Origin of the sequence: Marinomonas aquiplantarum, from assembly GCF_003314975.1 — a bacterium.
Lineage (GTDB): Bacteria > Pseudomonadota > Gammaproteobacteria > Pseudomonadales > Marinomonadaceae > Marinomonas > Marinomonas aquiplantarum.
The window spans coordinates 477,846-497,079 of sequence record NZ_QNRF01000001.1 but is presented as its reverse complement, the minus strand read 5'-3'; the positions used below and the strand labels follow the sequence as shown (position 1 = coordinate 497,079).

Sequence of the window (19,234 nt, the reverse complement as noted above, 5' to 3'; positions counted from 1 at the left end):
AATGAATAACTAGGGGTCAAAAGGGGTAAAATCCCTTTTGAACGAAGTAGTTAGACTTTTCTGTTAGCATTTTCCGTTTCTCAACTATTATGCCGCATAGCATCACTAACTTGTCGAATGCGTTCCGCGGGAAATTCCAGTTTCTCTATCAAATAGTGTTTCAGCGCGTCAGGGTAATTTTGTTCGTTTAGCGCTTCAGCCATGCAGTTTAACCACATGGCTTTCTCTTTGTCGGTGACCACTAAATGCGCGTGAGCTTGGGGCAAATGAATTTTGCCGTAGGTCTTAGCATACAAGCGTTCACCGCCCATCCAACCAGATAAAAACGCCACCAGTTTGTCGATACTCAGCTGGGTGTCAGCAGGATGCATGTCAAACAAAGGGCGGTATGCCGGTGTGTTTTCCATAATGCGATAGAAACTTTCAACCAAACGTTTTAAACCGTCTAATCCACCTACAGCTTGCAATGTTGCATCGCCTTCACCATAAGTAGGCTTCATTTGATCCGTCATTCGTTATTCTTCATCCGTCGATTTAGGAGCCTGTTTAGCGACTTTTTCTTTATCCATTTTGATGGAATTGCGATAACCGCCAATGGCTGCCAATGCGCCAATGATCAAACTCATATAGAAAGGAATTTGAAACAACATGGTAATACTAATGAAGACACAGCCCACTGCTAAACCTTCAATGTAAGGCCTAAGTTTTTTCGCCATCATATTGGCTCTCCTGATAGATAAATAGAGATGAAAAGTTGGCGCCAGTTTAGCAAAATTCCGCGCACTTGTAGCTTGAATTGTGGAAAAAAGCACCAGTTATCCAATTTTTTAGAGAGAGTTAAGGTGCGTTGTGGTCAGCGGGGGATATGTGGACAAGTAAACCAAAAGTGGAGGCAATGGGCAAAAAACAGGCCAGTTTGTTCAAAAAAAGAGCAAAATAGGCGATTGATGACAGATAGTGTGAATAACTGCTATGATTTTCCACAGTTTTTTGGAATCAAATTGACCTGAGTTGGTTGATTTTTATCCACAGAATCCCTTTTTCACATGTGAGAATCCTTTGTCCCAATTTTCTTTTGCCTCTTTATTGTCCGCGTGGCGTCTTAATATGGTGCTAAATAGGCGGATTTGGCACATGGCTTGGCCACCCATGGTGTCGAATATCACCACTCCTTTATTAGGTTTAGTCGACACAGCGGTGGTGGGACATTTAGGCACGGCCACTTATCTTGGTGCTGTCGCCATTGGTGCCAGCATTTTTAGCTTTCTATTTTGGGCGTTTGGTTTTTTACGCATGGGATCGACAGGCTTAACCGCACAAGCTTTAGGCCAAGAAGATTATCGGCGGGTGCGTGAACTCTTGTTGCAGTCAATTTTAATGGGATTGGTGATTGGTCTAATACTGATTCTATTTCGTGGTCCCATTCTTGATTTGGCTTTGCACCTCATGTCGCCCAGTGCGGAAGTGGCACTTTGGGCAAAAAGTTACAGCGAGATTCGTATTTACAGTGCGCCAGCCGTCTTAGCAGGCTATGCCTTAATGGGGTGGTTCTTTGGCGTGCAATACTCAAAAGGTCCGTTATGGATGTTGCTGGTGATTAACCTGGTCAACATGATATTGGATTACTTCGCCGTCTACGGTTTGGGTATGGCCAGTGATGGTGTTGCTTGGGCGACGGTGATGGCACATTACGTCGGGGTGGTATTCGCCTTATTTTTGGCATGGCGTAAGCTGCAAACGTTTGACGGGCATGTGCCTTTGTCTGCTTTGATAAAGTGGCGTGAATATGTGGCTTTGGTTCGAGTGAACCGGTATTTGTTCGTGCGCACGATTTTGTTGTTGCTAGTGATGCTGTTTTTTACCTCTCAAGGGGCGCGTCAAGGGGACGCTATTTTGGCGGCCAATGCAGTACTACTGACTTTTTTGATGATTATTTCCAATGCGTTAGACGGTTTTGCTTTTTCAGTGGAAGCCTTATGCGGTGAATACTACGGCCGTAAAGATAAGAAGAACTTTCAAAAGGTGATTCGCCTATCAACTTATTGGGCTCTGCTGGCCGCGTTGGTTTTGATGTTTATTTTTTGGCTATTTGGCGATCATATTATTCACTTATTGACCAATGTAGAAAGTGTTCGAGCTGAAGCTAAACTGTACCTACCTTGGCTAATAACCTTCCCTCTGTTGGGTATTTGGTCCTTCATGTTGGACGGTGTCTTTATTGGCACCACCAGTGTGAAACAGATGCAAAATACCATGATCATTTGTGTGGTTGGCGTTTTCTTCCCCGTTTGGTTTATGACTCAGGGGTTAGGCAATCATGGACTTTGGTTAAGTCAGGCCGCCCTCTTTCTTGCTCGCGCCCTGACTCTTTATTGGTGCTATCAAGGTAACTTACGCAAAGGCGTTTGGTTTAAACCTTAGGCTGGTGATTTACAGCATAAAGGTTGAGTACAAACCAAAGCCACAGACAGTGAGTAAGGCCCAGCCAACGAATTGAAAGAACACAGGTGTTTCGGCTTTTTGGATGCGGTTATGCAGTTTTTGACCAAAGACGTGGCCGATTAGCGCGCAAGGCAGTAACCAGAGTTGGTGAATCAGTTGTAGATCGATGTCTGCGATCAGGAAAGACACCATTTTAATGGTGACGAGAATGAACCAGAGTACAAAAAGCGTATCGCGTAATTGATGGCGCGGTACTTTGGTGGCAAAGACAGAAACAATCAAAGGTGCACCAATCAAAGAGGTGCCACTAACATAGCCGCCAAGCATCAGAAAGACGGTATCGAGAATTCGGTTGTTGGTGTAAAAAGGCTTGTTGAGAATATAAGACACGGCAAAGACGGCGACGATAACAAAAATTACGCCAGTGACTATGTTGCCCGGTAAGGTTAACAAGCCAAATACGCCGATTAATTTAGGCACTATCATGATGCCCAAGGCTTTCTTTAAATAACCCCAAGCAATATTGCCCTGTACTTCTTGCGGTTCTTCGCCTCGTTCTGCTGCTTTATTCGCCTGCTGTTTGGTTACTTTTGAACCTTGCCATGCAATCCAGCTGGAAAATACCAAAAGGTGGATGGAAATAATCGGCAAAAATAGCAGAGGATCGTTTTTCACCAGTAATAAGAAAGGTAAGGCGAGTACCGCGCCGCCAAACCCTAAGCCACTTCGAACAAAACCACTCCAAATAAAAATGACAGCAATGAGTGTGTATTGCCACCAGAGTAAATCCGCCATCTTGCTTCCTTAACTTTGATTAATCGGCTTGTTCAAACCAAGCTTGTTGATGTAGAAAGAGAGTCAGTTCATCCCTTAGTAATTGAGCTCTTGCCGACAAACTGCGTTTGTGAGGCCAGACGAGACGAATTTCTCTTTTTTGTCCTCGCCATTCTGGCAGCACTTGAATGAGCTCACCCGCTTGAATGGCGTTATAGACCATGCTGGTGGGCATTAGGGTGATGCCAGCTCCCGCTTTTACTAGGTTGAGGCTGACATTCATATCGTTACTTAGGTGTTGATGATTTTTTTGCAACGCGCAGATACTGCCATCTTGATGGATTAGACGCCAGTCGGAAAACATATTGGCGGCAATACTGGGGCATTCGGTGATGTCTTCAACTCGGTTGGGTAAAGTAAAACTGGTGTTGGGCGAGGCGACTAGAATGGGTTCTATGAAGCCGAGCCGTTTTTGAATCAAAGAAGAGTCAGGTAATGGGCCGGAACGGATGGCTAAGTCAGCGCGGTTTTCATGCATGTCTTGAATGGCGTTGCTGAGTTCAATATTAAGCTGGATATTTGGGTGTTTTGAGGCGAAATGTTGCCAAAATGCATCTAAAGGTCCACTGCCTAAGTTTGTTGGCGCTAAGATTTTAACTTCACCTGATAAACTGTGAAGGGTTTTATCGAGATTCGAAATACGTTGATCAAGTGCGTCTATGAATTCCGCGCATTCCTGATAATAGTCTTCCCCTATCGGCGTTAGCTTAAGCCCTTTTGTGGAGCGGTGCAGCAGCTCACAGCCCAATGCCTGCTCTAATGCACTAATCCGTCGAGAGACAGTCGCAATGGTCATGTTCAGGCTTTTCGCTGCTTGCGTTAGGCTGTGTTTATTGGCCGCGGTAATAAAGATTTTTAGGTCATCTAACATTTTACATATTTGCAAATTTGGTTTTAATAAATGGCTATATTTACAAATATAGTAGTTTGTTAAGATGAGATCAAAGCAAATAAGGCAATGGTGCTATTCGGGGCAGACGAATGGGCCAGTGCAAGGAGAGAAAAATGAAATTTCGTTTGTATTTTGCGTTGATCATGTCCTGTATCTTGTCATTTTTTATGTCAGGTTGGATTACTTTCGTTAACCTTGGGTCGCACCCAGAGTTTGTTCTTTTTTGGATGAAGGCATGGAGTTTGGCTTGGCCTGCGGCGGCGACCATTTCCTTTTTGTCTGCGCCAGAAATTCAAAAATTCAGTGCTTGGTTAGCGAAAAAAGTTTAAGTGATTCATAAACCAGCAAAAAAGCACGCAAATTCGCGTGCTTTTTTTATGGCCAGATAACCTGTCTCATAAAGCCAATTAAAAGGCTTCAGGTGGTTTGGCTGGGGCAAAAATTTGTTGTTGAACAGGGTCTGTTTGCGGAGTCCCCCAATGTCGTTCGAGAGGAATAACACCTGCCCAAACAGGCCAGTTATAATCTTCAGGTGCGTCAATTGGTGGCTCAGCACGGAATTTAACGGAGGCCTCTTCGATTTTGATGCGCACGACCCCAGTGGCTTTAATTTCGGTCTCATTGACTGGGCGCAGCGTTTCCCAACGGCCTGGGCTGACTTTGTCCAAGAATAGTTTGAACTGACGGACTTTTTCATCTTGCTCTTCAACCCGTTCCGGTACACCAAATAATGTGACAGAACGGTAGTTTACAGAGTGGTGCATGGCCGAACGGGCCATTACCAAGCCATCCAATAGACTGACGTTAATGCAAACTTTTTCGGGGTCATCGATGGGACCTTTAACGTTGCGAGCTTTAGAATGAGCATGCCAATAGAAGTAATCCCCTTCGCGCCAATGACAGGTTGGTGTTACAAACACTTGGCCGTCTTTTGTTTGACCAACATGGCACATCAAAGCGGCGTCGATAATGGCGCAAGCCTGTTTCTTGTCATAAGAAGCGCGATTCGGCCCTCTTTTTACTTTACTCAAAGGGGTTTCTAATGACTGACTCATGCGCTGCTCTCCTTCATATTCTGTTGGTGTGACTTGTGCTTGGCGAATTGATGTAAGAGACTTTAGTGAAATCTGGCACTTATAAAAATAGCCAGAATGTTAATAAAAAAACAGGCCAGATATCGAATGAAGTATGCCATTGCCAGTTTACGTATAGCCATAGAGGAACAGGGAGGCCCCTATTACCAGCAACTGATGGATCAGATTCAGCAAGGCATTGCATCTGGCGAATTGACTGTTGGTGACAAGCTACCGTCTTCAAGACTATTGGCGACATCCTTAGGGGTTTCCAGAAGCACCACATCAAGAGCGTACGACCAATTAATAGCAGAAGGCATTTTGGTCAGTGAAATAAAACGTGGGGTGTTTGTGGCGCCACAAATGGCCTATCGAGCTGAGAGAAAGGCTGCTCTAAACACAGATTCGTCTTCACCTTCTGGCTCGAAAGTGTCTGAGTCTTCTCCGCAGAGTCAATACATGGGCTTTGATGCAGGCGTTGATGTTGAGGTCTTTCCCAGTAAAGAATGGGCAGCCAGTATGCGTCGAAGCTGGTTGAAACCAGATTATCAGGTGATGCAAGGTGGTTATCTGACGGGTTATCCCGCTCTCAAGGCGGCATTGGTGGACTACTTATACCGTGTTCGAGGATTGGAGTGTCAAGCGGAGCAAATCCTGATCACGGCGGGTAATCGAGATGCATTGCAACTCTTACAGCATGCTTTGTCATCAAAGGACGATAAAGCGATCAATTGGTGGTTAGAGGAACCAACCTATCCTCCGATTAGGCAAGCAGTTGGGCAAACGTCAAACATGCGATCTATCGCTATAGATCATGAAGGTCCGTGTTTACCCGAGCCAAGTCAGGGCGAAAATATCGCTATCTTGACGCCAAATCGTCAATACCCGCTTGGTACATCGATCAGCTCCCAACGTCGTCAAAAATGGCTGCAAGTGCTGCAAGATGAGTCTTCTCCTTGGTGGGTGATTGAGGACGATTACGACAACGAATTTGTCTATCAAGGACGCATGGAAGTGCCTTTTATGCAAAGTGCACAAGCTCATGAAGCTTCGAAAAACAAGGTGTTTTTTGTGGGCAGCTTTTCGAAAGTTTTGTTTCGAGGGCTTAGGTTAGGCTTTATTGTCACACCGATGGCTCATGTCACATTATTGGAACATGCCCAAACTAAAATCGGTATGTCAGCTTCGTTGCCGATGCAACCGGTTGTTGCTGATTTCTTGATCCAGGGCAATTTTAATCGACATTTAAATCGAATGCGTCGTCATTACCGGCTCAAAAGAGATATGCTTTTAGCGTATTTGTCTGAGTATTTGCCGGCTTGGTTTGAGTGGAAGAAGCCAACCGGCGGTATGCATGTGATGATTGAGTTTAAGGCCGAGCTGAGTCGTTCTCACGATAGTCGACAAGCTCTCGACTGCGTTGTTGCGGAGCGTTTAAAGCAACAGGCGATTAGTCTGTCGCCCTTGTCTTTGCATTATCAGCAAGCGAACAAGGCGAAGGTCGGGTTTGTTTTGGGCTTTAGTGGTGTTGACGAATCGACCATGAAACACCTTTTGCTCACTATGCGCTCTGAGTTGATCGCTATGTTTGAAAAGACAAACGAATGTTGACGAAGATGGTCTTATTCCGTGTTGGATGAGAATGTGGATTTTGTAAAAATTCGGTGAAGCAAGTGACAACAAAGGCTAAACTAGACTTTGTGTGATTGCTTGGTTTTTGGTATATTCCGCACACCGTAATTCGTGCTCAGCGTTGTAAACGCTGCCATTAAGAGCACGAAGACATAGAAATTGGATAATTAGATTGAGCCAGTTGTATGGCGTGTCATACCTTTAAAAGCTTAGTAAACATAAGGTTTTAAAGGATTTTTTGTATCTGAGGCACGTCACAAAATAGACAAAATTCATGCTCTCTTTTTGTGCAAGTTGACTATAGTATTACTGGTTAGATGTGGGTCCGCTATGACCGATATCAACCTTTACTCGCCAAATTTGGCCATTCGCTCTCTTCGTGATTGCTTTGTGGGAAAGCAGTTAATCGAGTTGCGACTCGATTCACGAAACGAATGTTGAGTACCTTTTTCAGATTTAGGTGATCCAAAAGAATTGTTGCCGCGTTAATTAACTTTAGCCTAGTAATGATTCTTATGCTGTTTTCAGTGTGGTGATCTTTACTGAAATACCCGGCTATGCCGGATTTTCGTTCTGTTACTTGATGGTCAAGTAGCAGTTTTGTGAACCTCGGGGTTAGAGGATGATTCTCTTGTTAACTCGTATCCTAAGTAAAGTCGCTTTGGCGCTAATGGTGGGCTTGCTCGCCGGTTGTCAGGGTGGTGTGCTCGATCCAAAGGGGCAGGTTGGTATTGAAGAGAAGCAACTAATTATTGTTGCCACTCTATTAATGCTACTTGTGGTAATTCCTGTGATCTTCATGACATTGTATTTCGCTTGGAAATACCGTGAAGGCCGCGATGAAATTTACGAACCTAAGTGGTCGCACTCCACAAAAATTGAAACTATTGTTTGGGCTATTCCAGTTGTAATTGTCATCATTCTTGGTGTGATTACGTGGAAGTCTACTCACGCTCTAGATCCTTACAAGCCTCTAGAACATGAGAAAGAGCATATCAACGTTCAAGTTGTTTCAATGAACTGGAAGTGGTTATTCATCTATCCAGATCTTGGAATTGCATCTGTGAACGAGCTTAGATTCCCAGCAAATGTTCCTGTCGCTTTCCAGATTTCGTCTGAAGGTACTATGAACTCATTCTTCATTCCGCAATTGGGTAGTCAGATTTACTCAATGGCAGGTATGGTGACGAAACTGCACTTGATCGCGAATGAGCCAGGCACATATGACGGTATCTCTTCGAATTACAGTGGTGGTGGTTTCACTGGCATGAAGTTCAAGGCCATTGCAACAGATACAGAAGCCGATTTCGAAGCTTGGGTTGAAGGCGTGAAAGCTAAGTCAATTGCCGGTTCAATCAACAACGGCATTTTAGATCAAGTATCTTATGACAAGCTGGCTGAACACGATCTAGATGCTCACCATCATGAGCCGACTCCAGTTCAATACTACAACTCGATTGACCCTGATATCTTCATGGACAATGTTATGAAATTCATGAAAGACCATGGCAAGGTAGAGTTGCTTAAAGGAACTGTTTTTGATTCAAATATGATTCATGACAACGCCAGTCATGGTGCAATGAACCATGGCGAAATGGACCATGGTGAGATGAATCATGACGAGTCTAATCACTCATCGCATGATATGCATACGGAGGCTGATAAATAATGTCTGGTTTCTTAGGCAAACTATCCTGGGATGCACTACCGTATGACCCTATCGTCATCACCACTTTGTGTGTGGTGGCTGTGGTCGGTGCTATTGTTGCATTCTTGGTTATCAAAAATAATTTACTGGGCGTCCTATGGCGTGACTGGTTGACTTCGGTTGACCATAAAAAGCTAGGTATTATGTACATCGTACTGGCTTTCGTCATGTTGGTTCGTGGTTTCGCGGATGCCATCATGATGCGTCTACAGCTCGCGCTGGCGACCAATGGTGACCCTGGTTATCTGCCGCCGCATCACTACGACCAGATCTTTACTGCTCACGGTGTGATCATGATCATCTTTATGGCTATGCCATTTATGATTGGTTTGATGAACATTGTTGTGCCATTACAGATCGGTGCGCGTGACGTTGCATTCCCGTTCTTGAACAACTTAAGTTTCTGGTTGGCGGCTTCTGGTGCCATCCTAGTAAACATCTCACTTGGTCTTGGTGAATTCGCTAAGACGGGTTGGGTTGCATATCCGCCTTTGGCTGGCTTGGAATACAGTCCGGGTGTGGGGGTTGATTACTACATATGGGCATTGCAGATATCCGGTATAGGGACAACCTTAACCGCAGTTAACTTCTTGGTAACCGTCTTCAAGATGCGTACACCTGGAATGAAGTTGATGGATATGCCGATCTTCACTTGGACCTGTACTTGGGCCAACATTTTGATCGCAGCATCCTTCCCAATTTTGACTGCTGTATTGGCTATGTTGACGCTTGACCGTTACCTAGACTTCCACTTCTTCACGAATGATGGTGGTGGTAACTCAATGATGTATATCAACTTGTTCTGGGCATGGGGTCACCCTGAGGTGTATATCCTAGTGCTACCAGCATTTGGTATCTTCTCTGAAATCGTCTCTACCTTTACGGGTAAGCGTTTGTTCGGTTACAAATCTATGGTTTGGGCGACTGCATCGATTTCCATTCTTGGTTTCATCGTATGGTTGCACCACTTCTTTACCATGGGTTCAAGTGCTAACGTGAATGCCTTCTTTGGTATCATGACAATGATCATTGCCGTACCTACGGGTGTGAAATTGTTTAACTGGTTGTTCACCATGTACCGTGGCCGTCTGCGCATTACGGTCCCTGTTCTTTGGACGCTAGGTTTCATGGTTACCTTCACCGTTGGTGGTATGACTGGTGTTCTTCTAGCAGTACCTGGTGCGGACTATGTATTGCATAACAGCTTGTTCTTGATTGCTCACTTCCACAACACCATCATTGGTGGTGCGGTATTTGGTTACCTAGCTGGCTTTGCCTTCTGGTTCCCGAAAGCAATGGGCTTCCATTTGAACGTGAAATTGGGCAAAGCAGCATTCTGGTGCTGGTTGGTCGGCTTCTTCCTAGCCTTCATGCCATTGTACGTTCTTGGTTTCTTGGGCATGACGCGTCGTCTTAACCACACTGACAATCCAGATTGGAATATCTGGTTGTACATTGCTCTATGTGGTGCGATCGTGATCTTCGCAGGTATTATCTGTCAATTCCTACAGTTGTTCGTCAGTTTCCGTGATCGTAAGCAAAACCTCGATACTACTGGTGATCCATGGAACGGTCATACGCTTGAGTGGTCTACTGCGTCTCCGCCACAGTTCTATAACTTTGCTGAGCTGCCAATTGTCTCTGATATCGATGCGTTTACCGATATGAAAGAAAAAGGTACGGCTTACCAGCGCAAAGAAAGTTATGCGCCTATCCACATGCCTAAGAATACTTCTGCCGGCATCATCATGGGTGGTCTATTAACTGCGTTTGGTTTCGCTATGATCTGGCACATTTGGTGGTTGGCAATTGCTAGCTTGTTGGGAACGGTCGCTACTTTCATCGTTCGTGCTTACACGAAAGATGTGGACTACTACGTTCAACCTGATGAAGTTGCTCAAATCGAAAATGAGCACCTAGACAACGTGGCTAAGGGGTAATCATGAGTACTGCAATGAATACGCACGATGCTCACGAAGCGGGTGCACATCACGACGAGCACCATGATACTGGTAGCAATACCGTATTTGGGTTCTGGTTATACTTGATGACGGACTGTTTGTTGTTCGCATCTATCTTTGCTACCTACGCTGTGCTCTTTATGAACACAGCAGGTGGTGTTTCAGGCGAAGATATTTTTGATCTTGAATTGATTCTTGCGGGTACTGCGGCGCTACTTTTCTCAAGTATCACCTATGGTTTTGCAATGATCAGTGCGCACCGTAAAAATAAAGCCGGTACGTTGGGTTGGTTAGCGGTAACCTTCCTGTTCGGTGCTTGCTTTATTGCGCTAGAGATTTACGAGTTCCATCACTTGATCGTAAATGGTCACGGTCCTCAGGCGAGTGCTTTCTTGTCAGCCTTCTTTACCCTTGTTGGTACACACGGCTTGCACGTAACCGCTGGTATGATTTGGATGGTGATCTTGATGATTGAAGTGGCGAAAACAGGTTTAACTGGCCGTGCGATTACTCGCATTAGCTGCCTAAGCTTGTTCTGGCACTTCCTAGATGTTGTTTGGATTTGTGTATTCACCGTTGTTTATCTGATGGGGGCGATCTAATGAGCGATCATTCTTCTGAAGCACATTCACACGGTAGCGTTAAGTCATATGTGATTGGTTTTGTTTGGTCTGTTATTTTGACCGGTATTCCATTCTGGATGGTTATGACAGAAGCGTTTGATAAAGGTCCAACTTACATCGCGATCGTGGTATTGGCCATTATTCAGATCTTTGTTCACTTGAAGTACTTCCTTCATTTGGACTTCTCTGAACAGGGCAAGTTGGATACTTATTCATTTATCTTTTCCGCTGTCATCATCATCATGGTTGTTGCGTTGTCCGTATGGATTATCTACGCATCCAACGCCATGATGATGTAAGCCGAGTTGATTGTGATGATGCGGAAATTAAACCGCGAAGGGAGCCCTAACGATGTTTAAGCGTTATTTACAGGTGACTAAACCTGGCATCATTATGGGCAACCTTATATCTGTTGCGGGCGGCTTCTTTTTAGCCGCTCGTGGCGATATCGATTGGATGCTTATGCTTATGACGGTCATTGGCTTGTCATTGGTTGTAGCTTCTGGTTGTGCCATTAACAATTACATCGACCGTGACATTGATGCCAAAATGAAGCGTACACGCAATCGCGTGACGGTGAATGGTGAAATGTCAGGGAAAGCCGCCTTCTTTCACGGTGTTGTTTTAGGTGTAATTGGTTTTGCTTTGCTGGGGTATTTCACTAACTGGGTCGCAGTGGCTTTTGCTGTGTTTGGTTATGTGGTTTACGTTGGCTTGTATACTTTATATTTCAAGCGTAAGTCTGTTTACGGTACTTTCATTGGTAGTCTTTCTGGTGCTGTTCCTCCGGTAGTGGGATATTGTGCAGCAGCAGGCCAATTTGATGCTGGTGCGGCTATTTTGTTGACTATGTTCAGCATTTGGCAAATGCCACATTCTTATGCGATTGCGATTTTTCGTTTTGATGATTACAAGGCGGCTGGTATTCCGGTTTTGCCCGTGTCACAAGGCATTGCCAAAGCGAAGCGTCATATCATCTTACACATAGCGGCTTTTGCTGTTGTGGCGGCCTTATTACCGCTGGCGGGATACGTCGGAATTGGTTTTATGGTCGTGGCCTTGTCAACTAGCCTTTGGTGGTTAGCCATGGCGTTAAGAGGCTTTCGTGCTGACATTGATTTAAACGGTTGGGCACGACAAGTGTTCTTCTTTTCAATCATAACTGTGACAGCCTTGAGCGTGACGATGGCGATTGATTTTAATGAAGTATCACCAGATTTGCTGGTGTTATCGGCACATTGATTTGATTGAAAACGGGCTCATTTGAGCCCGTTTTTATTTTCCCCTTCCCCAAGTTGATAACTTCCCATTTCCCACATTATTGGGTATTTTGAATACCACCTAAGTCGTTGTTTCAATATTAAACAAGCCTTGTGCCAAGACGACGTTGATTGCTACTCCAATGAAGGACGGGGAAATGAAGAGGTTTTTGATCAGCTCTATCGCCTTAATGGCATTTGCTATGAGTAATCAAGTACTGGCAGACGCCATGCAGTGTCAGGCACTCAGATCTCAAGCAAGCGATAAGCTTGAAATTAAAACCGCCATGTATGCTCCTACGGAACAAGTTCGAACAGCCTATTGCCAAGTTCAAGGGGTCGTGAATCGACGTATTGGTAAAGACGGTACTTTTTACACGACGCGTTTTGAATTGCGTTTACCTTATGGCTGGCAAGGACGTCTGGCGTACCAATTTGATACCGCTTTTGGGGGAGAGATTGCTCCTGCTGTTGGTAACATCACCGGCTTAACCGTTAATCAATATGCGATCAATCAAGGGTTTGCGGTTGTCAGCTCAAATGAAGGTCATGATAATGACGCGTTTAAAAAAGCGGCTGGCGGCTTATCGAAACCCTTTTTGTTTGGACGTGATGCGACGGCGAGAGAAGAATTTGCCTACCATGCGATGGTAAAAATTGTGCCCATCGCACAGGCTCTGGCTGAACAGTATTATGGGGCGCCAGTGCAATATCGTTATGGCATTGGACAAGCTAACGGTGGCCGAACTGCCATGGTGGCGGCCAGCCGTTTTCCTGAGATGTTCGATGGTTTATTGATAGCTTCACCTGGGTTTAATGCGCCTAAAGCGGCCTTACAACACCCTTGGGATTATCAAGCACTACAATCTATTCAACCGGACATTCGTTCCTCTTTTAGCGACAGAGATTTAGAATACATTACTCGTCGTCTCATCCAGCAGTGTGATGACTTAGACGGCGTCAGTGACGATTTGATCTTTGCGATAGACGCTTGTCAGCAACGTTTTAAACCGACAGCCCTGGTCTGCAAAAGCGAGTTTGATCGGGACTGTTTGTCTATAGAGAAAATTGGTGCTCTAGTTCGAATGCATCAAGGTCCGCATAATTCCAAGAATCAAACGCTTTATACTAGCTGGCCTTATGACACGGGGTTGCAATCAAACAATTGGCGCGGTTGGAAAATTGCCAGTAAATTAGACGCTTGGCAGCACATGCCGGCAAGTGTGGTCATCGGAGCAAGTGCGTTAGCGAATCTATACAGCACGCCTTATCAAGCGGTAAAAGGCGATATTTATTCTTTAACAGACTTTCTTCAGTCGTTTGATTTTGATCGTGATGCCGGCAAAATCTTTGCAACGAGCGATGAGTTTACCGAATCCACTATGTCATTAATGACGCCCCCTGATGCCGTAAAGCCAACACTGACCCAATTCAAGCAACATGGCGGTAAGTTGATTGTGTTTCATGGTAACAGCGATCCGGTGTTTTCTGTTCAAGATACGGTGCGTTGGTATGATTTTCTGGATTTCGGTCTAGCGGGTAAAGCGTCGGATTTTGTGCGCTTTTATCGAGTGCCAGGCATGCCGCATCAACAGGGTGGTTTGTCAGCGGATCAGTTTGATATGTTGCAACCCTTAGTAAATTGGGTGGAACAGCAACGTCCGCCAAGAGAAGTAATCGCGGCGACACGAGCGAATAATCCGGAACTGACCTCAAGAATGGTGGGGTTAAAGCGCCCTTTGTGCCCTTACCCTAGTTATGCTCGTTATCGTCAGGGGGACTTGCATTTAGCCAGTTCCTTTCAGTGTGTGGTGACCAAATAAGTGGAGCTGTCTAGCGGCCTCCTGCCACGTCTATAAAGCTACCAGTACAATAGCTGGCTTTCTCACTCAATAGCCAGACAATGGCTTCTGCCACTTCCTCTGCTTGTCCACCCCGTTGCATTGGAATGTTGGCAGCCAGTCGGTCGACACGATTGGCCTCGCCACCATCAGCATGCATCTCCGTATAAATACTACCCGGTCGGACGCAGTTAACACGTATCCCTTGCGCGGCCATTTCTTTTGCTAGCCCTTTGGTAAAACTGTCAATTGCTCCTTTGCTGGCAGCATAATCCACATATTCATGTGGGGCGCCAAAAATAGAGGCTAATGAAGACACATTGACGATGCTGCCTTTTAAATGATGTTCTCGCATCTGTGCAATGGCGCGTTGACAACACATCATGGTGCCAAACACATTAGTAGCAAATACCCTGTGCCATCGTTCAGTCGGAATGTCGATAAAGTCACTTTGCTGATCTAGGATACCGGCGTTATTAACGAGCCCGCTAACAGGGCCCCACTGATTAAGAATACGGTCAAATAGCCGCTGAACGTCTTGTTCATTGCTGATGTCGGCTTGTAGACACTCTGCTCGACCATTTGCTGCTCGAATGTCATTAACCAACTGTTCGGCTCTGTCTTGATGGTGTTGATAATTAATCACAACCTGAAAGCCTTGTTGTGCTGCTAAACGAGCGGTTGCGGCACCTATGCCGCGACTGCCGCCAGTGATTAATACAATGGGTGTCGACATAAGATTCTCCTCATGTGTTTTCTCAAGACTAACGTTTATAGCTGGGAATTGCATTGATAGGATGGGGATGAAGAGGTGATCATGAGCTTGGTGGCGAGTAGCAATGTTGTCTATCTAGAAAAAGCGCGACCCAAATAGACTGCTCATTAATGGTTTTGTCTGAGCTTGATGCTGGTATGCCTTGGCTTGCCAAGCTATCATGCGTGTTTTCAAGCAAATGCAGCGATGGAGACAAGAGTGAGCCTATCTGAGCGACATTTTATTTTAGGCTATGGCAGCTTAATTAACGGTGAAAGTCGATCAAAAACCGGTGAAACGGGGCAAGTTTGGCCAGTTAAATTACACGGCTATGAGCGTCATTGGTCAGTTATGTCGGCCGAGTTTGGTATGAGCTCTGTGGCCGTTGTGCCTGCCTCTCATGCAAGTTGCAATGGGGTTCTGGTCGAAGTGGCGTATGACCAATTCACCTTATTTGATGAGCGTGAGCGAGGTTATCAACGAAGTCGGATACCAGCTGAGAACCTAATGCCGTATCAGGATACCGGTTTGCCAGAAGGTACGTATTGGATTTATCACACTGATCAAGTGGTGCCGCCTTATGCGGACTGTCCAATTGCATTGAGTTATCTCGATGTGATCTTGTCTGGGTGCTTGGAACACAGCGCGGATTTTGCCGACGACTTTTTATCACTCACACAAGGTTGGCATTACCCAACTCTGAATGATCGACATCAACCTCGTTACCCGAGGGTGCAGCCAGACCTAATGACGGACAGTTTAAATCCGTTACTGGAATCTGTTACTACCTTATCTACTAAAGAGCTTTCTGTTACTTATGAATCTTAATTCCACCAGCCAATTATTGGTTCGCAACGAAACCCAACTTGTTGGCAATGTCTTGTTTGCGAATCCCGAAGACACTTATCCGCAAACGTTAACAGGGCAAGCTTCTGTGTACGCTTGGTGTCAATCGAAAACCCGTTATGATGCCCTTCTTCAACTTGGCTTCGAAGAAGACCATTTACTGTTCTCTGAACAGTGGTCTGCTGATCACGAGGTCGAATTCGATCATGTGGTGATTTATCAACCCAAAGCCAAAGAACTGTTGGATTACCTATTGGCTTCGGTTTTGCCTCATGTGAAAGAAGGCGGACAAGTTTGGTTAGTGGGGGATAATAAAAGCGGCGTAAAATCCTCTATGAAGCGTTTAGAGCCGAGTTTAGATGAAGTGGGTAAGATAGACAGTGCGAAACATTGCTTGCTTTACTCAGGCTATAAACGTCGTCCTGCCAAGCCTTTTGTGTTTGCGGATTGGATTCGCTCTTGGACATTAACGGTTGCTGGTCAGGAAATGACTTTGTGTAGCCTGCCTGGGGTATTTGGCCACGGCAAATTGGATAAGGGCACTGAAATACTGCTGAATCAATTGCAGCAGCATCGTTTCATGAGTGATGTTAGCCAAGCTCGATTGTTAGACTTTGGTTGTGGCGACGGCATTATTAGCTTGTGGTTGCACGGTCACACAAAAGCCAACGTGACAGCATTAGACGACAGTGCTTTAGCGCTGAAAGCGACAGCACTGACGTTTGCTAAAAATAACGCCAGTGAAGCGCTGACTTTGATTGCTTCTAATGGCCTTGCCAATGTGAAGGGGCGTTTTAACTACGTGGTTACTAATCCACCGTTTCATACGGGGGTGAGTACGGATTATAGTGTGGCTGAAAGCTTTTTCATTGGGGTCAAAAATCATCTGACGTTGAATGGTGAGTTGTTTGTGGTCGCTAATGACTTTCTTCGTTACCCGCCTATTTTGGATGCCGCGTTAGGTGGTCACACCCGCTTATTTAGAGACAAAGGGTTTGCGGTGTATCATGGCCGCCAAATCAAGAAGAAGTAATACCGTCGCTGCTTCTGTATCTATTTAAATATTAAAATAGATACAGAAGCAGCTAATATGCCAACCAGCGTTTAAATGAGCGACGAAAGTTGCTTACGTCGTAGAAATTTAAATATTCTGCTACTTGCCCTTCATCGTATCCCTGTTCATGAATTAATTGCATCGAGACTTTTTTTCGTACCTGATCACACAACTTTTGATAGTGGGTATGATGATGCTTGAGCTTGCGTTTGAGGGTGGCTGGGCTCATGGCAAGTACTTGTGCCAATTGCTCTAGGCTGGGGAGATTTTTAACTTGCTGATAGAGTATTTGTTCAATCTCGGAGAGTAAGCTTTGTGGTGATCCCATGTCGATAAAGCTCTCTCGTGAGGCTTCTAGAGAAAGCTGATACATGGTTTGTGATGCCATTTGACTGGGAGTGGATAAATGTCCCTTGGCGATGCTCATGCTGAGCGTCGCTTGATTAAAGGTACGTTGTGAACCAATAAAGACTTCGTACTCAGCTTGGTGGTCAGGTGCAGGATAGTCAAATTTAACCGACCAAGGTAAGTGAGTATTTGCTAACCAATTAGTGTAAGAAATGATTGCCGATACGGTCATTTCTTTAACAAAGCGTGAGGCTCTACTTTGCTCCGAATTGAGTAATAGGCTGGGAGCGATGGGGCCGAATGCCTTGTGAAAATCAAGGTACACATGGCTGGGGCTTTCTCTCAAGGTGGGGGTGAGCAACGGAAATAAGAGCGCGGCAAATTCCACCATGACATCAAGTGCTTTTTTTACGCTGGGCGCGTTTTGAAGACAGTTAGACACATGGCCAAAATAGCCAGGCAGCATTCGTTGGCCAAACAAAAATGCCAGCTCGTGAGCTAAAGGCGGCTGACTGGCGTTATCACACAATTGGGCGAATTGTTCTGCGCTTAAAGTGCGGTTACCGCGGCACACATCATCGTAAAACAAGCCTGTTTTACGTAAAAAATAGTTAGGTTCTATCTGACGAGAAATGAGCAGATCCATCAAAATAACAGATTGCTGATGAGCATATAGATAAGCATCATGACGTTCTAGCCAGCGCTTTTTCATGGTCACTACTCGTAAGCGTTATTCAAAACATGCTGATTTTGTTGTGACAAGGCAAAGGAGGCTCGACCAATTAGGTCTTCAGGTGAGTCTCCCTCGGCCTGGGCCATGACCATCACCATGGAGGCGCCTAAATGAATGCTGTTATCGACGCCTTCAATTCGGTAACGGAATTGCTTGATCAGTTGCTCTAACTCTTGGGCTGAGGTCTTAGCCGTTTTGAGATTGACATCATTGAGTACAATGGCAAAACGTCCGCCAGCCAAATGACACAAGGTGTCTTCCTTCTTTAGCGTTAAGCTGATCAATTCACTAATGATGATAAGAAAGCGATCGGCTTCACGCCCCCCATGACGATAACTGATGTCGGCAAAAGGCGCGACGTCCATTAAAATCAATGCATGTTGTTGCCAGTTGGCTTGGCCTTTTGCGAAGGCTTGTTCAAGCTTGCTGCTAAGATGATTGGATTTGGGTAAACAGGTGGTTTCATCTAATTGCGCTGTGTCTTGATAAATGGCTTTGCGCTTCGTTAAATAACGATCAATTTGAACTTGTTCTTTTCGTTTAAGCCAGATGGCCACGGTCAAAGCGAGCAACCCTAATGGTAAGGATTCCACCCAACTGTCCCATTGAGTGCCGATGGGGAGATGGACCCATTCATCCATTAGATCTTGGAAGCTAGAGGCAAAAATACCGATAAAGCCGAGGGCAAACCAGTTGGTGACCGGACCAGGCTGACGCATGGACAGCACTAACAATAGCCAAATGACAATACAGAGTGCGGATGCCCCTTCGCCTAGGATATCAATCCACACCCATTGCTGGGCGGGCTTCAATTGACCTAGAGAAAAATTGCAAAACAGCAGCAAGGCGCACGTTACACTGAGGGCGACTAACCATATTCTGTGTCGCAGAATGTTATGAAGATTGTCTGTGATTGCATATTGCCAGCGGTCTAACCAATGACCCATACCGCTCTCCTACTTAGCTGATGTTGTTGTCTGGTAATGCGTCTATTATGTGACGTCTTTATGACAGATTTAGGTCAGTTAGTCCGATCAGCTCATATCATTTATCAACCGCCTTTAAAAAAGGCCCTCTCAGATTGTCTGATAATTTTATCTCATTGAATAATAAGCATTATTTTAAATCGGTTGAGTTTCAAATCAGCTCAAAAGTCCTATGAGTATGCTGTTTAATAGGAAAACGGGTCGTCATTAAGCGTCAGGCTGTGCCGTTGTCACAAAAGTGACACTGT

19 protein-coding genes are annotated in these 19,234 nt (G+C 45.2%); 11 read left to right on the top strand and 8 right to left on the bottom strand.

The window, feature by feature from the left end; translation table 11 throughout:
- Window positions 1-80 precede the first annotated feature (80 nt).
- A complete protein-coding gene (locus DFP76_RS02375; protein WP_245931849.1) occupies window positions 81-512 on the bottom strand; it encodes a group II truncated hemoglobin in 432 nt (143 codons plus the stop codon).
- Window positions 513-515: 3 nt separating this feature from the next.
- Window positions 516-719 carry a hypothetical protein gene (locus tag DFP76_RS02370; protein WP_245931848.1) on the bottom strand — a complete coding sequence of 68 codons (204 nt, stop codon included), beginning with the start codon at window positions 717-719 and terminating at the stop codon, window positions 516-518.
- 415 nt (window positions 720-1,134) lie between these two features.
- On the opposite strand from DFP76_RS02370, the gene DFP76_RS02365 reads away from it, so the two are divergent.
- Window positions 1,135-2,421: an MATE family efflux transporter gene (locus DFP76_RS02365; RefSeq protein WP_113873070.1), complete on the top strand. Its 1,287-nt coding sequence runs from the start codon at window positions 1,135-1,137 to the stop codon at window positions 2,419-2,421.
- Window positions 2,422-2,430: 9 nt separating this feature from the next.
- Here DFP76_RS02365 and DFP76_RS02360 read toward each other — a convergent pair whose 3' ends face one another.
- Window positions 2,431-3,237, bottom strand: coding sequence for a sulfite exporter TauE/SafE family protein (locus DFP76_RS02360; protein ID WP_113873069.1), 807 nt, complete (start codon window positions 3,235-3,237; stop codon window positions 2,431-2,433).
- A gap of 19 nt (window positions 3,238-3,256) precedes the next feature.
- The gene (locus tag DFP76_RS02355) at window positions 3,257-4,147 is read right to left on the bottom strand and encodes a LysR family transcriptional regulator (RefSeq protein WP_113873068.1); all 891 of its coding nucleotides are present in this window, start codon (window positions 4,145-4,147) and stop codon (window positions 3,257-3,259) included.
- A gap of 134 nt (window positions 4,148-4,281) precedes the next feature.
- On the opposite strand from DFP76_RS02355, the gene DFP76_RS02350 reads away from it, so the two are divergent.
- On the top strand, window positions 4,282-4,497 hold the full coding sequence (locus DFP76_RS02350; protein WP_113873067.1) for a DUF2798 domain-containing protein: 216 nt from the start codon (window positions 4,282-4,284) through the stop codon (window positions 4,495-4,497).
- A gap of 78 nt (window positions 4,498-4,575) precedes the next feature.
- On the opposite strand, the gene DFP76_RS02345 is transcribed toward DFP76_RS02350, so the two are convergent.
- Window positions 4,576-5,223: a pyridoxamine 5'-phosphate oxidase family protein gene (locus DFP76_RS02345; protein WP_113873066.1), complete on the bottom strand. Its 648-nt coding sequence runs from the start codon at window positions 5,221-5,223 to the stop codon at window positions 4,576-4,578.
- A gap of 126 nt (window positions 5,224-5,349) precedes the next feature.
- On the opposite strand from DFP76_RS02345, the gene pdxR reads away from it, so the two are divergent.
- The 7 genes from pdxR (at window position 5,350) to DFP76_RS02310 (ending at window position 14,247) form a co-directional block, all read left to right on the top strand.
- The gene (pdxR, locus tag DFP76_RS02340; RefSeq protein ID WP_113873065.1) at window positions 5,350-6,852 is read left to right on the top strand and encodes a MocR-like pyridoxine biosynthesis transcription factor PdxR; all 1,503 of its coding nucleotides are present in this window, start codon (window positions 5,350-5,352) and stop codon (window positions 6,850-6,852) included.
- 643 nt (window positions 6,853-7,495) lie between these two features.
- Entirely contained in the window at window positions 7,496-8,542 is a 1,047-nt protein-coding gene (cyoA, locus tag DFP76_RS02335) for a ubiquinol oxidase subunit II (RefSeq protein ID WP_181799776.1), read from the top strand.
- Window positions 8,542-10,521: a cytochrome o ubiquinol oxidase subunit I gene (gene cyoB / locus DFP76_RS02330; RefSeq protein ID WP_113873064.1), complete on the top strand. Its 1,980-nt coding sequence runs from the start codon at window positions 8,542-8,544 to the stop codon at window positions 10,519-10,521. The genes cyoA and cyoB overlap by 1 nt, the downstream gene beginning before the upstream one ends.
- A gap of 2 nt (window positions 10,522-10,523) precedes the next feature.
- The gene (gene cyoC / locus DFP76_RS02325) at window positions 10,524-11,144 is read left to right on the top strand and encodes a cytochrome o ubiquinol oxidase subunit III (RefSeq protein WP_113873063.1); all 621 of its coding nucleotides are present in this window, start codon (window positions 10,524-10,526) and stop codon (window positions 11,142-11,144) included.
- Window positions 11,144-11,464, top strand: a complete 321-nt coding sequence (cyoD, locus tag DFP76_RS02320; protein ID WP_113873062.1) for a cytochrome o ubiquinol oxidase subunit IV — start codon at window positions 11,144-11,146, stop codon at window positions 11,462-11,464. The genes cyoC and cyoD overlap by 1 nt, the downstream gene beginning before the upstream one ends.
- A 52-nt stretch (window positions 11,465-11,516) precedes the next feature.
- Window positions 11,517-12,407, top strand: a complete 891-nt coding sequence (cyoE, locus tag DFP76_RS02315; protein ID WP_063332274.1) for a heme o synthase — start codon at window positions 11,517-11,519, stop codon at window positions 12,405-12,407.
- Window positions 12,408-12,582: 175 nt separating this feature from the next.
- Complete coding sequence (locus tag DFP76_RS02310; protein ID WP_113873061.1) at window positions 12,583-14,247, top strand: tannase/feruloyl esterase family alpha/beta hydrolase; 1,665 nt, start codon at window positions 12,583-12,585, stop codon at window positions 14,245-14,247.
- A gap of 10 nt (window positions 14,248-14,257) precedes the next feature.
- Here the strand turns inward: DFP76_RS02310 and DFP76_RS02305 are convergent, their stop codons facing one another.
- Entirely contained in the window at window positions 14,258-15,001 is a 744-nt protein-coding gene (locus DFP76_RS02305) for an SDR family oxidoreductase (protein WP_113873060.1), read from the bottom strand.
- Window positions 15,002-15,238: 237 nt separating this feature from the next.
- Between DFP76_RS02305 and DFP76_RS02300 the strand changes: the two genes are divergently transcribed.
- Both DFP76_RS02300 and DFP76_RS02295 read left to right on the top strand, forming a co-directional pair.
- Entirely contained in the window at window positions 15,239-15,847 is a 609-nt protein-coding gene (locus DFP76_RS02300; RefSeq protein ID WP_113873059.1) for a gamma-glutamylcyclotransferase family protein, read from the top strand.
- The gene (locus DFP76_RS02295; protein ID WP_113873058.1) at window positions 15,837-16,898 is read left to right on the top strand and encodes a class I SAM-dependent methyltransferase; all 1,062 of its coding nucleotides are present in this window, start codon (window positions 15,837-15,839) and stop codon (window positions 16,896-16,898) included. The genes DFP76_RS02300 and DFP76_RS02295 overlap by 11 nt, the downstream gene beginning before the upstream one ends.
- Before the next feature lie 52 nt (window positions 16,899-16,950).
- Here the strand turns inward: DFP76_RS02295 and DFP76_RS02290 are convergent, their stop codons facing one another.
- Window positions 16,951-17,979 carry an AraC family transcriptional regulator gene (locus DFP76_RS02290; protein WP_113873057.1) on the bottom strand — a complete coding sequence of 343 codons (1,029 nt, stop codon included), beginning with the start codon at window positions 17,977-17,979 and terminating at the stop codon, window positions 16,951-16,953.
- A gap of 5 nt (window positions 17,980-17,984) precedes the next feature.
- Window positions 17,985-18,947 (bottom strand): GGDEF domain-containing protein, encoded by a 963-nt coding sequence (locus DFP76_RS02285; protein ID WP_113873056.1) that lies wholly within the window; start codon window positions 18,945-18,947, stop codon window positions 17,985-17,987.
- Window positions 18,948-19,234: the final 287 nt, after the last annotated feature.

Coding starts and splice junctions, on each gene's coding strand:
- DFP76_RS02375 (WP_245931849.1), bottom strand. CDS start 512: ATGACGGATCAAATGAAGCCTACTTATGGTGAAGGCGATGCAACATTG.
- DFP76_RS02370 (WP_245931848.1), bottom strand. CDS start 719: ATGATGGCGAAAAAACTTAGGCCTTACATTGAAGGTTTAGCAGTGGGC.
- DFP76_RS02365 (WP_113873070.1), top strand. CDS start 1,135: ATGGCTTGGCCACCCATGGTGTCGAATATCACCACTCCTTTATTAGGT.
- DFP76_RS02360 (WP_113873069.1), bottom strand. CDS start 3,237: ATGGCGGATTTACTCTGGTGGCAATACACACTCATTGCTGTCATTTTT.
- DFP76_RS02355 (WP_113873068.1), bottom strand. CDS start 4,147: ATGTTAGATGACCTAAAAATCTTTATTACCGCGGCCAATAAACACAGC.
- DFP76_RS02350 (WP_113873067.1), top strand. CDS start 4,282: ATGAAATTTCGTTTGTATTTTGCGTTGATCATGTCCTGTATCTTGTCA.
- DFP76_RS02345 (WP_113873066.1), bottom strand. CDS start 5,223: ATGAGTCAGTCATTAGAAACCCCTTTGAGTAAAGTAAAAAGAGGGCCG.
- pdxR (WP_113873065.1), top strand. CDS start 5,350: ATGAAGTATGCCATTGCCAGTTTACGTATAGCCATAGAGGAACAGGGA.
- cyoA (WP_181799776.1), top strand. CDS start 7,496: ATGATTCTCTTGTTAACTCGTATCCTAAGTAAAGTCGCTTTGGCGCTA.
- cyoB (WP_113873064.1), top strand. CDS start 8,542: ATGTCTGGTTTCTTAGGCAAACTATCCTGGGATGCACTACCGTATGAC.
- cyoC (WP_113873063.1), top strand. CDS start 10,524: ATGAGTACTGCAATGAATACGCACGATGCTCACGAAGCGGGTGCACAT.
- cyoD (WP_113873062.1), top strand. CDS start 11,144: ATGAGCGATCATTCTTCTGAAGCACATTCACACGGTAGCGTTAAGTCA.
- cyoE (WP_063332274.1), top strand. CDS start 11,517: ATGTTTAAGCGTTATTTACAGGTGACTAAACCTGGCATCATTATGGGC.
- DFP76_RS02310 (WP_113873061.1), top strand. CDS start 12,583: ATGAAGAGGTTTTTGATCAGCTCTATCGCCTTAATGGCATTTGCTATG.
- DFP76_RS02305 (WP_113873060.1), bottom strand. CDS start 15,001: ATGTCGACACCCATTGTATTAATCACTGGCGGCAGTCGCGGCATAGGT.
- DFP76_RS02295 (WP_113873058.1), top strand. CDS start 15,837: ATGAATCTTAATTCCACCAGCCAATTATTGGTTCGCAACGAAACCCAA.
- DFP76_RS02290 (WP_113873057.1), bottom strand. CDS start 17,979: ATGAAAAAGCGCTGGCTAGAACGTCATGATGCTTATCTATATGCTCAT.
- DFP76_RS02285 (WP_113873056.1), bottom strand. CDS start 18,947: ATGGGTCATTGGTTAGACCGCTGGCAATATGCAATCACAGACAATCTT.